The following is an 11,981-nucleotide window of genomic DNA, read 5'->3' on the forward strand; positions in this document are numbered from 1 at the left end:
AGTGAGAGAAGGGCCAGACGTGGAGCCATTGCAAAACCTCGTTCTGGATTCAAAAAACCAACGCGATCGACTGTTCCTGAATGATCATTGATTGGACGCTTGCAGTCCGTGAGCGGTCTCACACGCAGATTCACGACAACGAGAACGATCAGGCATCCTGCTTTCGGCGGCTGCGAACCGTGACGGGCGGGATTTCGCCATCGAGCCAATCCTGCTCGTTCGCAAGCGCCATCCAAGCCTCCGCCATGCGCGAGTAGCGCTTGTAGGTGGGTTTGCCTTGGGCGCGCTCGGCGAGTTGAAGGCAGTTTTCGGCGTTATCCCTGAAGATGTCAGACTGTTTCATCCATAGAACGTGGGAAGGGAACCGCCCTGGCGCAACTGCCCTTACACGATCGTAACGTTTGCGGAACTTCGCACGTCGTCGGTCATTGGATGCGTATGCCAATTCTCGTCGCGATAGTCCTGGCCTTCATCAGCACCGCAGTGCTTGCCGACAGCAGGGGCGAGCAGATGCGGGGCGATGGCGCGCCGACTGCAACGGACGTCATCGGTGGCCTGTACGCACTCAGCCGCTTCCAGCAGGGCCTCTTGGAGAGTACCGACCTGAAAGGCAATACGGAGGTCAAGAACCTTGCTGCCTTGCGCGCGGAAGAGTCCGCCAAGCGCGACAAGGCGCTGAAGGAGATTCAAGAGACGATCGGGGCAGAGCCGCGGATCGGCAAGACAACCGCGAGCGCGAGCTTGGCCGAGCCCGAAAATTCCGAGGGGCCTGCTTTCGTCAGAGCTTTCTATGCCGCACAGATTCCCGAATACGAATCAGCCATCGGCCTGCTCGAACGTTACCTGAAAGCGCCCGACAATGCAGCGCTTGCCGCCTTTGCCCGCGAACAACTGCCGGTGCTGCGCTCGCGGGTGGAGGATGCCGAGCGCACCATGGCGGACAAGTAGCCGTCCTATTGTGGATCTAGGTGATCCTGCTGGCCCTGCGGCCGCACCGTAAGGTCGCTCTCCGGATCATCGTCATGAGAGGGTTAACAGCAGTCTCGGTGCTCCGCTCCTGAAGCAGGATCGCTGGATGCGCGCGAAGGCGCCTCGCCACCGCCCACCCAAAGATATCTGGAACAGGATGGAACCAAGAGCTTTCTGCGCGGTTAGCTTTGCCGGGCTGAGCAAAGCAGGTTCCATTTCTCGTGCCGCAACCTTGGCGCTTGATTTGGGATGTAGCTGACGCTCTATATTCAGCTACTGCGTCTCGCCTGGATTCGGCGACGCCTGCGGGGGAATCAGTATGAGCGACCTCGATCCCGGAACTGCATCACGCTCCGGTCGTCGCGTCCCAAAGCCAAAACCCAACGGTATGTCGGATCCTGATTCCCGGCCGGAATTGCTGCTCGCGCTCCAGGCCATGCGCAGCGGCGATTTTTCGGTGCGGATGAGCGGCGACTATCTCGGCATCGACGGCAAGATTGCCGACACTTTTAATGAAATCATCGCCGCCAACCAGCGCATGGCGCAGCAGCTCGAGCTGGTCGGCCAAGTGGTGGGGCGCGAGGGCAAGACCCGGCAGCGCGTGAAGTTCGGGCTGGCCTCGGGCTCCTGGGCCGACATGGAAGGCTCGGTCAACACCCTGATCGACGATCTGTTGTGGCCGACCCGCGAGGTGACGCGCGCGGTCGCGGCCGTCGCACAGGGCGACCTGCTCCAGACCGTCAAGCTCGACGTCGACGGCCGCCCGCTGCGCGGCGAGTTCTTGCAGTCGGCGACCATCGTCAACACCATGATCAAGCAGCTCGGCGTGTTCACCTCCGAGGTGACGCGTGTCGCGCGCGAGGTCGGCACCGAGGGCAAGCTCGGCGGCCAGGCCCAGGTGCCGGAAGTGACCGGCGTCTGGAAGGACCTGACCGAGAGCGTCAACTCGATGGCGAACAATTTGACCAACCAGGTTCGCAACATCGCCGAGGTGACGATCGCGGTCGCCAACGGCGACCTGTCCAAGAAGATCACCGTCGACGTCCGCGGCGAGATCCTGCAGCTCAAGGAGGCCATCAACACGATGGTGGACCAGCTGCGCTCCTTCGCCTCCGAAGTGACGCGCGTGGCGCGCGAGGTCGGCACCGACGGCAAGCTCGGCGGCCAGGCGATCGTGCCCGGCGTCGCCGGCACCTGGAAGGATTTGACGGACTCCGTCAACGCGATGTGCGGCAACCTCACCGCGCAGGTCCGCAACATCGCCAACGTCACCACCGCCGTGGCGCGCGGCGACCTGTCGCGAAAGATCACCGTGGACGTGCGCGGCGAAATCCTGGAGCTGAAGGACACCATCAACACCATGGTGGACCAGCTCAACTCGTTCGCCTCCGAAGTGACGCGCGTCGCCCGCGAGGTCGGCACCGAAGGCAAGCTCGGCGGCCAGGCCCAGGTGCCCGGCGTGGCCGGCACCTGGAAGGACCTGACCGACAACGTCAACTTCATGGCGTCGAACCTGACCGCACAGGTCCGCAACATCGCCGACGTCGCCACCGCGATCGCGGGCGGCGACCTGTCGAAGAAGATCACCGTCAACGTCTCCGGCGAGATCCTTCAGCTGAAGGAAACGCTCAACACCATGGTGGACCAGCTCAACGCCTTCGCCGGCGAAGTCACGCGCGTCGCGCGCGAGGTCGGCACCGAGGGACGGCTCGGCGGCCAGGCCAACGTGCTCGGCGTCGCCGGCACCTGGAAGGACCTGACCGAAAGCGTCAACTCGATGGCGTCGAACCTGACCGCCCAGGTCCGCAACATCGCGGAGGTGACGACGGCGGTCGCGGGCGGCGACCTCTCCAAGAAGATCACCGTGGACGTGCGCGGCGAAATTCTGGAGCTGAAGGACACCATCAACACCATGGTGGACCAGCTCAACGCCTTCGCCGGCGAAGTCACGCGCGTCGCGCGCGAGGTCGGCACCGAAGGCAAGCTCGGCGGCCAGGCCCAGGTGCGCGGCGTCGCCGGCACCTGGAAGGATCTGACAGACAGCGTCAACTCGATGGCGTCGAACCTGACCGGCCAGGTCCGCAACATCGCCGAAGTCGCGACCGCGGTGGCCAAGGGCGACCTGTCGAAGAAGATCACCGTCAACGTGTCGGGCGAAATCCTTCAGCTGAAGGAAACGCTCAACACCATGGTGGACCAGCTCAACGCCTTCGCCGGCGAAGTCACGCGCGTGGCGCGCGAGGTCGGCACCGAAGGCAAGCTCGGTGGCCAGGCGCAGGTGCCGGGCGTCGCCGGCACCTGGAAGGACCTCACCGACAACGTCAACTCCATGGCGGGCAACCTCACCGCCCAGGTCCGCAACATCGCCGAGGTCGCAACCGCCATCGCCGGTGGCGACCTGTCGCGCAAGATCACGGTGGACGTGCGCGGCGAGATCCTTCAGCTGAAGGACACCCTGAACACGATGGTCGACCAGCTCAACCGCTTCGCGGGTGAGGTGACGCGCGTGGCGCGCGAGGTCGGCACCGAAGGCCGCCTCGGCGGCCAGGCCAACGTGCCCGGCGTCGCCGGCACCTGGAAGGATCTCACCGACAGCGTCAACTCGATGGCGGGCAACCTCACCGCCCAGGTCCGCAACATCGCCGAGGTGACGACGGCCGTGGCGCGCGGCGACCTGTCGCGCAAGATCACGGTGGACGTGAAGGGCGAAATCCTCGAGCTGAAGAACACCATCAATACCATGGTGGACCAGCTCAACGCCTTTGCCGGCGAAGTCACCCGCGTGGCGCGCGAGGTCGGCACCGAAGGCAAGCTCGGCGGCCAGGCCGAGGTGCCCGGCGTCGCCGGCACCTGGAAGGATCTCACCGACAACGTCAACTTCATGGCCTCGAACCTGACGGCCCAGGTCCGCAACATCGCCGAGGTCGCGACCGCGATCGCCGGCGGCGACCTGTCGAAGAAGATCACGGTGGACGTGCGCGGCGAAATCCTTCTGCTCAAGGACACCTTGAACACAATGGTCGAGCAGCTGCGCTCCTTCGCCGCCGAAGTGACGCGCGTCGCGCGCGAGGTCGGCACCGAGGGCCGGCTTGGCGGTCAGGCCGTGGTGCCCGGCGTCGGCGGTACCTGGAAGGACCTCACCGACAACGTCAACCTGCTGGCGGCAAACCTGACCACCCAGGTCCGCAACATCGCCGAAGTCACCACCGCCGTGGCGCGCGGCGACTTGTCCCGCAAGATTACCGTCGACGTGAAGGGTGAAATTCTCGAGCTGAAAAACACCATCAACACCATGGTGGACCAGCTCAACGCCTTCGCCGGCGAAGTGACGCGCGTCGCCCGCGAGGTCGGCACCGAAGGCGAGCTGGGTGGCCAGGCCCAGGTGCCCGGGGTCGCCGGCACCTGGAAGGACCTCACCGACACCGTGAACTTCATGGCGGCGAACCTGACCGAGCAGGTCCGCGGCATCGTCAAGGTGGTGACGGCGGTCGCCAATGGCGATCTGAAGCAGAACCTCACGGTGAAATCGAAGGGCGAGGTGGCGGCGCTCGCCGACACCATCAACAACATGACCGAGACGCTCGCGACCTTCGCCGACCAGGTGACGTCGGTGGCGCGCGAAGTCGGCGTCGAGGGCCGGCTTGGCGGCCAGGCCGACGTGCCTGGTGCTGCCGGCACATGGAAGGACCTCACCGGCAACGTCAACCTGCTGGCGGCCAACCTCACCTCGCAGGTGCGCGCGATCGCGGAAGTCGCGACCGCCGTGACCAAGGGTGACCTGACGCGATCGATCCAGGTCGACGCCCGCGGCGAGGTCGCGGAGCTGAAAGACAACATCAATACGATGATCACCAACCTCCGTCTGACGACGGACGTGAACACCGAGCAGGACTGGCTGAAGACCAACCTCGCCAAATTCACCAACATGCTTCAGGGCCAGCGCGACCTCACGACCGTCGGCCGGCTGCTGCTGACCGAATTGTCGCCGCTGGTGAACGCGCATACCGGCGTGATCTATCAGGTCGAGAACGAGGACAGTCCGCAGCTCCTGCTGCTCGCCTCCTATGCCGGCGACGGCGTCTACCCCTATCCACGCGTGCTTCCGTTCGGCGACGGCCTGATCGGCCAATGCGCGCTCGACCGGCGCCCGCGCGTGGTCGCGGACATTCCCGCCGACGTGGTGCCGATCAATTCGGCGCTGCTCCGCGTCGCACCGAAGAACCTCGTGGTGCTGCCGGTGCTGTTCGAGGGCCAGGTCAAGGCGGTGATCGAGCTCGCCTCGCTCACTTCGTTCACGACCTCGCAGATGACCTTCCTGGAGCAGCTCACCGACTCCATCGGCATCGTGCTCAACTCGATCGAGGCGACGATGCAGACCGAAGGCCTGCTCAAGCAGTCGCAGCAGCTTGCCGGCGAGCTCCAGACGCAGCAGCGCGAGCTGCAGCAGACCAACGACCAGCTCGAGCAGAAGGCGCAGCAGCTCGCCGAGCGCAACGTCGAGGTCGAGCGCAAGAACCAGGAGATCGAGCAGGCCCGCCGCGCGCTGGAGGAAAAGGCGACCGAGCTGGCGCTGACCTCGAAGTACAAGTCCGAATTCCTGGCCAATATGAGCCACGAGCTGCGCACGCCGCTGAACTCGATCCTGATCCTGGGCCAGCAGCTCACCGACAATCCGGACGGCAACCTGTCGGCCAAGCAGGTCGAATTCGCCCGCACCATCCACGGCGCCGGCACCGACCTGCTCAACCTCATCAGCGACATTCTCGATCTCTCCAAGATCGAATCCGGCACGGTGACGGTCGACGCCGAGGAAATCCTGACCGCGAACCTGCTCGAGACCGTCGGGCGGCCGTTCCGGCACGAGGCGGAGAACCGCAACCTGTCGTTCAAGATCGACGTCGACCCCAACCTCGCGCGCAGCATCGTCACCGACTCCAAGCGCCTGCAGCAGGTTCTGAAGAACCTGCTCTCCAACGCCTTCAAGTTCACCGCCGAAGGCGAAGTGCGCCTGAAGGTCGGCGGCGCGCTCGGCGGCTGGGGAACGGATCACCCGGTGCTGAACTCCGCGCCGGCCGTGATCGCGTTCGAGGTGTCCGATACCGGCATCGGCATTCCCCTGGAGAAGCAGAAGCTGATCTTCGAGGCGTTCCAGCAGGCCGACGCCGGCACCAGCCGCAAATATGGCGGCACCGGTCTTGGCCTTGCCATCAGCCGCGAGCTCGCAAGCCTGCTCGGCGGCGAAATCCACCTGCGCAGCGCGCCCGGCAAGGGCTCGTCCTTCACGCTTTATCTGCCGCTGAAATATTCCGGCCCGACGCTCGCGCCGCGCGCCGCGCCGCAACAATACAGCCAGCCGCCGGCGCTTCAGCCGGCGACGACGGCGCCGGAGCGGGTCATCGAACAGCTTCCCGACGACCGGCTCAATCTCGAGCCCGGCGACAGCATCCTGCTAATCGTCGAGGACGACCCGCATTATGCCCGCGTGCTGGTCGATCTCGCCCGCGACAAGGGTTTCAAGGTCCTGGTCGCGGCCCGCGGCGCCGAAGCGCTCGAGCTTGCCAAGCAGTACCAGCCGAGAGCCGTCTCGCTCGACGTGTTCCTGCCGGACATGCTCGGCTGGACGGTGCTGAGCCAGCTCAAGCACAATCCGCTGACCCGCCACATTCCCGTGCAGATCATCACGCTCGACGAGGACCGCCAGCATGCGCTCGCCCGCGGCGCCTTCTCCTTCGTCAACAAGCCGACGACGACCGAAGGCGTCTCCGCCGCGCTGATGCAGATCAAGGAATATGCGCGGCCGCGGCGCAAACGGCTCCTGATCGTCGAGGACAACGAGGCCGAGCAACTCTCGATCCGCGAGCTGCTGCATCACGACGACATCGAGATCGTGACGACCGATACCGGCGCCGGCGCGCTCTCGACGCTGCGCGAGGCGCCATGCGACTGCGTGGTGCTGGACCTGCGGCTGCCCGACATGAGCGGCTTCGAGGTGCTGGATCAGATCCGCAATGACGAGTCGCTGTCGAACGTTCCGGTCGTGGTGTTCACCGGCCGCGAACTTTCGGCGGAAGAGGATGCGGAACTCCACACCATGGCGCGCAGCATCGTGGTCAAGGGCGTGGAATCGCCGGAGCGCCTGCTCGACGAGACCGCATTGTTCCTGCACCGCGTGATCACGGAACTGCCGGTCGAGAAGCAGCGCATGCTGGAAAAGCTGAACAGTTCCGACGAGGATTTGATCGGCAAGACCGCACTGCTCGTCGACGACGACGCGCGCAACATCTTTGCGCTGTCGAGCGTGCTGGAACGGCGCGGCATGAAGGTGTTGACGGCGACCACCGGCAGGGAAGCGGTGACGCTGGTGGAATCCAATCCGGAAATCGCCATCGTGCTGATGGACATCATGATGCCGCAGATGGATGGCTATCAGACCATCGGCGTCATCCGCGAGAATCCGGCCTTCTTGCGCCTGCCGATCATCGCGCTGACCGCCAAGGCGATGAAGGGCGACCGCGAGAAATGCCTCGAAGCCGGCGCGTCCGACTATCTCGCCAAACCCGTCAACACCGACCAATTGCTGCTTGCAATCCGCATGTGGCTGCATCGCTGAACGGGATCCGGGAATGGACCACGAAAAGGTCAACATCCTCCTCGTCGACGACCAGCCAGCAAAGCTGCTCGCCTATGAGGTGATCTTGAAGGAACTCGGCGAGAACCTCGTGATCGCCTCGTCGGGCCGCGAGGCGCTGGAAGTGCTGCTGAAGACCGAGATCGCGGTGATCCTGGTCGACGTCTGCATGCCCGACCTCGACGGTTTCGAGCTCGCCGCGATGATCCGGGAGCATCCGCGCTTCCAGAAGACGGCGATGATCTTCATCTCGGCCATTCAAGTCAGCGACATCGATCGCCTCCGCGGCTACGAGATGGGCGCGGTCGACTATGTTCCGGTGCCGGTCGTGCCGGAGGTGCTGCGCGCCAAGATCAAGGTGTTTGCCGAGCTCTACCGCAAGACCCGCGAGCTCGAGCGGCTGAACCAGGAGCTCGAGGACCGCGTCCGCGCGCGCACCGCCGAGCTGGAAAACTCCACCGCAAAACTGCGCGAGAGCGAACAGCGGCGCAGCATGGCGATCGCCGCCGGCAAGATGGGATCGTGGGACTGGGACTGGGTCAACGGCGACTGGATGTGGGACGAAGGCCAGTACCGCATCTTCGGCGTGACCCCGGAGACCTTCAACGTCGGCTCGGCAAACATCCAGGCCCTGCTGCACCCGGATGACGTCGATCAATTCCGCAAGGCGATTGCCGCGTTCAATACCGGAGCGCGCGCCTATGAGGGAGAATTCCGCGTCAGCCGGCCCGATGGCGAGGTGCGCTGGTGCGTCGGCACGGCGGCCGCAACGTTGGACGAGAGCGGCCGGGTGGTGCGGGTGAGCGGCGTCACCGTCGATATCACCGAACGCAAGCGCGCCGAGGAGCGGCAGAACCTGTTGGCGCGGGAAGTCGATCACCGCGCCAAGAATGCGCTCGCACTGGCGCAGTCGATCGTCCGCCTCACCCGTGCCGACGGGGTCAAGGCTTATGTCAACGCCGTCGAAGGGCGCATCAACGCGCTGGCCCGGGTCCACACCATCCTGTCGCTGTCGAGCTGGCAGGGCGCCGAATTGTCGAAGCTGATCGACGAGGAGCTTGCGCCCTATTCGCTCGGCGGCCAGATCAAGATCGCAGGTCCCGAGGTGCAGCTCGTGCCTGCCACCGCCCAGACGCTGGCGCTGGCGCTGCACGAGCTCTTCACCAACTCGGCGAAATATGGCGCGCTCTCGACGCGGTCGGGCCGGCTCATGATCGGCTGGCAGGTCGAGAACGACACGCTCGCCGTGACGTGGGAAGAATCCGGCGGCCCGCTGGTCAGGCCGCCGAAGTCGCGCGGCTTTGGCACAAGAAGCCTGCTTGCGAGCGTCGAGTCGCAGCTTGGCGGACAAGCGCATTTCGATTGGCGTGCCGAAGGCCTGTTGTGYCGACTGGAGGTGCCGTTGACCCGCAAGATTGCGGCGCCCTCCGCACCCGGCAAATTTGACGACGCGACCGCCGCCTCAGTCAAGTTGCAGCGCGCGTCGGGCTAGCCGGACGCCGCCATCCTCATGCGCCGGAGCGGCCGCGATCCATCGGCGACGCGTCCTTCGAGCCAAGCCTCCGTCTGAGCGAGCTCGCGTAGCGCCCGCGCGTAGCGGCGGGCCGCACTGCGCTCCGCCCCGCGCGGAAGTTTGCGTGCCTTGCGCAGCATGTCCGCGGCTGCATTGCGATAGGCCAGCGAACGGTAAAGAAAGACCACCTTGCCCATATCGAATGTTCCCGTGTTGATGCCGTTCATCCTCGCAAACCCGGCATGAACCTCGGATGAAGCGGTCAGATGACAAATCCTTCATCCAGGATGGAACCCGCGATCATCGACCGCGTTTTGCCTGCGAAGTCGAGATGCAGTTCCATGCGCGTGAAGAAGTCGCCAGGCCTGATCTCTCCCACGGGCGTCATCAAGCTGATGACGCATGCGATGATGGGCGCGGCCCTCGGCCTCGCATTCGGCCTCGTGCTCGTCCTGTCCAATCCGGCGGTCGCCAACCTGCTCAATCACGGCGGGAGTCCGGCCATTCTCGTCTTCGTGCTCACGCTGGTGACGACCTTCGCAATCGGCGCGACGCTCACGGGCGTGGTGTTCATCCTCGCAGAGGACAAGGAATTTTGAAGCGCGCGTGAAGAGCGCGACCGGCGTTGCTCGGAACTCCTGCGGCCAAGGGCGGTTGGCTGCCTGCGTCAATTTAACTCAGGGAGTTCCCGCGCATGCAAACCACCAAGCTCGCTATCGCCGTGATGCTGGCAACCGGCCTCGCCGCCGCGCCGTTCGCCGCACAAGCCAAATCGCACAAGGCCAAGCACGAATCCTCGACCTCGTCCTCGCAGACGACAGGCGCCAACACGAAATCCAAGGGCGCCGATCCGTCGGGTCAGGGTGGCTCCGGTCCCGGTTCCGACCAGGGTGGCACCATGACGAACAACAAAGGCACCAGCAACACGAAGTGAGCTCGGGCCGAAATTCATGGAAGGCCCCGCACGCGCGGGGCCTTTTTGCTTGGGTCCGGATCGTGCTTTAGCGCCGCATCGTCGGTGTGCGGGTCAGAGCATCCCGGCCGGCCCCGCTTCAGGGCGGCGCGCGGCCGCGCCTGCCGGTTTGCGATCTCGCTTCACCGGACGAAGACCCACCCGGTCGCGGATGTCAGGCAGGACGTCGCCGCCGCCGGCCGCCTTCCATTCGCCGATCAGCAGGTTGATTTTCCGGCGCAGATCCATCTGCGCCAGCGCCTGTTCGGTGCAGTCGCAATCGCGGCCGATGAGGTCGCGCACGGACGCCTCGACGGCGGCCATTTCCAGCCTCAAAGCACTGATTTTACGTCGAATTTCATTAATTCTGTTGTCCATGGCTTGTTAGAACAAAATAAGAACATATAGTCAAGCCACGATTCCAGTTTGGAGACCGCACATGCAGGTTCAAGGTCGATACGATGCCAGGGTTTTCCTCGCCGATCAGATGACCCGCGCACAAGGACTGAGGTTACGGCGGCTGAGCGAAGAGGCCTACCAGCCCGCGCAATATGCGCGGGACCTGTCCTTTGCAGAGGCCGCGCGCCGCATCCAGGCGCTGGAGGCGGAGATCGAGCTGGCGAATTCCTTCTAGGCATGATCCGGACCCGGCCGCGTCAGCGCGAAGTGCGAAGCGGTTTTCGCTCGCGACAAACGTGGAACGCGTTTGCGCGGAGACCATGCGCAAACAACAACCTGAAGCGCGATGACCATTCATCCTCATCTCATCGCGCCTGCGGCGGCTGCCGCCTGTGACCCGCCCCGCTGCGCATCCCGGAACCACGCCTGCCGTGGGCGGTTCTCTCGGGACGACGGGAGAGAGTAGATGGCACGCAAGGCAAAGAAACGCCGCTACTCGCGCAGCGCCGGTGACGATGTCGAGCGCGAGATGCGGCGCTACAAGAAGGGTACCGCGAAGAGCGGACGTGGCGGTCGAGGCGGACGCGTGAAGAGCCGCAAGCAGGCGATCGCGATCGGCCTGTCCGAGGCGCGCAAGAAGGGCAAGAAGGTCCCGAGGAAAGCCTCGAAGCGGAAGACCGCCAAGAAGAAGGCGTCCAAGAAAACCTCGAAGAAAACCTCGAAGACGACGTCGAAGCGCAAATCCGCCAAGCGGTCGCGCTGACCGGCGTCAGATCATGCTGCCCGGCATGAAGCAGCGGATCGATATCCCGAACGCGGTCTTGACCGGCCACACCATGGTGCGCCCGGCCCGGTTGGGCTCGGTGATGACGGCTTCATCGGGCACCTCGACCCACTGCCCGTCGAGCCGCACGCGATAGTGCCCGTTGTGCGACTCCCAGTCGGGATCGGCGACGGCAAAACCATCCGCATCCGAGCAGCACGGACCGAGATGGCTGCGCAGGCTGTCGAACCACGGCTTGAGCGGGGAATCGGCGTAGCGGCCGTCGTCGCGGCCGAAGGCACTTCCGGTCGGCAGCAGACTTCCGATCGACAGCACGAAGGGCGCGACCAGCAGCGCACTCCTCAGAGAGAGCTTCAATCGATCCATCGTCGGCACCGATCAAATACGAACCGCCGAGCCAGTTCCACAAAGCGGCCGGACGTTCGAAGTTCCACTCTTGCAACCGGTCCCGGCGCCGTCATTGCCGCCGAGCACATGCGATTCCAAAGTGTGATGAGCGAACGCGGCTTTTTCGGACGAACCAGTCATCATTCCTGCCGTTAACGAGAATGTTATCGACAGCCTGTGGGAATCCACCATGCCAACAGGAAAAGGCGGCCCGAAGGCCGCCTTTTTGGATTTGCGCCGGCAGACTTACGACTTACGCGAGCGGCACCGCGACGAACCGGGTCGCCTCCGCGCTCTTCACCTGCAGCAGCACGCTGTTCTTGCCGGACGATTTGGTCTGCGCCAGCTC

Annotated in this window: 11 protein-coding genes; 7 read left to right on the forward strand and 4 right to left on the reverse strand. The window is 64.5% G+C overall.

Translation table 11 applies throughout. From position 1 onward, the window contains the following. Nucleotides 1-148: 148 nt before the first annotated feature. Complete coding sequence (locus tag ACXJL8_RS19765) at nt 149-343, reverse strand: hypothetical protein (protein WP_456619782.1); 195 nt, start codon at nt 341-343, stop codon at nt 149-151. A 95-nt stretch (nt 344-438) separates the two neighbouring features. Between ACXJL8_RS19765 and ACXJL8_RS19770 the strand changes: the two genes are divergently transcribed. The 3 genes from ACXJL8_RS19770 to ACXJL8_RS19780 all read left to right on the forward strand — a co-directional run bounded on the left by ACXJL8_RS19770 (nt 439) and on the right by ACXJL8_RS19780 (nt 9,089). Next, complete coding sequence (locus ACXJL8_RS19770) at nt 439-948, forward strand: DUF4142 domain-containing protein (RefSeq protein ID WP_456619783.1); 510 nt, start codon at nt 439-441, stop codon at nt 946-948. 340 nt (nt 949-1,288) lie between these two features. Then, a complete protein-coding gene (locus ACXJL8_RS19775) occupies nt 1,289-7,579 on the forward strand; it encodes a HAMP domain-containing protein (RefSeq protein WP_456685436.1) in 6,291 nt (2,096 codons plus the stop codon). Nucleotides 7,580-7,592: 13 nt separating this feature from the next. Continuing rightward, nucleotides 7,593-9,089, forward strand: coding sequence for an HWE histidine kinase domain-containing protein (locus tag ACXJL8_RS19780; RefSeq protein WP_456619785.1), 1,497 nt, complete (start codon nt 7,593-7,595; stop codon nt 9,087-9,089). Here ACXJL8_RS19780 and ACXJL8_RS19785 read toward each other — a convergent pair. Then, nucleotides 9,086-9,337: a hypothetical protein gene (locus ACXJL8_RS19785; RefSeq protein WP_456619786.1), complete on the reverse strand. Its 252-nt coding sequence runs from the start codon at nt 9,335-9,337 to the stop codon at nt 9,086-9,088. The two genes, ACXJL8_RS19780 and ACXJL8_RS19785, sit on opposite strands and share 4 nt — an antisense overlap. Nucleotides 9,338-9,451: 114 nt before the next feature. On the opposite strand from ACXJL8_RS19785, the gene ACXJL8_RS19790 reads away from it, so the two are divergent. Further along, nucleotides 9,452-9,709 carry a hypothetical protein gene (locus ACXJL8_RS19790; protein WP_456619787.1) on the forward strand — a complete coding sequence of 86 codons (258 nt, stop codon included), beginning with the start codon at nt 9,452-9,454 and terminating at the stop codon, nt 9,707-9,709. A gap of 95 nt (nt 9,710-9,804) precedes the next feature. Continuing rightward, complete coding sequence (locus ACXJL8_RS19795; RefSeq protein WP_456619788.1) at nt 9,805-10,044, forward strand: hypothetical protein; 240 nt, start codon at nt 9,805-9,807, stop codon at nt 10,042-10,044. 93 nt (nt 10,045-10,137) lie between these two features. Here the strand turns inward: ACXJL8_RS19795 and ACXJL8_RS19800 are convergent, their stop codons facing one another. After that, the gene (locus tag ACXJL8_RS19800) at nt 10,138-10,440 is read right to left on the reverse strand and encodes a hypothetical protein (protein ID WP_456619789.1); all 303 of its coding nucleotides are present in this window, start codon (nt 10,438-10,440) and stop codon (nt 10,138-10,140) included. A gap of 61 nt (nt 10,441-10,501) precedes the next feature. Here ACXJL8_RS19800 and ACXJL8_RS19805 point away from each other — a divergent pair, with 61 nt between their 5' ends. Beyond that, on the forward strand, nt 10,502-10,696 hold the full coding sequence (locus ACXJL8_RS19805) for a DUF3072 domain-containing protein (protein WP_456619790.1): 195 nt from the start codon (nt 10,502-10,504) through the stop codon (nt 10,694-10,696). Between the two features lie 231 nt (nt 10,697-10,927). Then, the gene (locus ACXJL8_RS19810) at nt 10,928-11,224 is read left to right on the forward strand and encodes a DUF6496 domain-containing protein (RefSeq protein WP_456619791.1); all 297 of its coding nucleotides are present in this window, start codon (nt 10,928-10,930) and stop codon (nt 11,222-11,224) included. A gap of 6 nt (nt 11,225-11,230) precedes the next feature. Here ACXJL8_RS19810 and ACXJL8_RS19815 read toward each other — a convergent pair whose 3' ends face one another. Further along, nucleotides 11,231-11,611, reverse strand: a complete 381-nt coding sequence (locus ACXJL8_RS19815; protein ID WP_456619792.1) for a hypothetical protein — start codon at nt 11,609-11,611, stop codon at nt 11,231-11,233. Nucleotides 11,612-11,981: the final 370 nt, after the last annotated feature.

Source organism: Bradyrhizobium sp. P5_C11_2 (assembly GCF_054049755.1).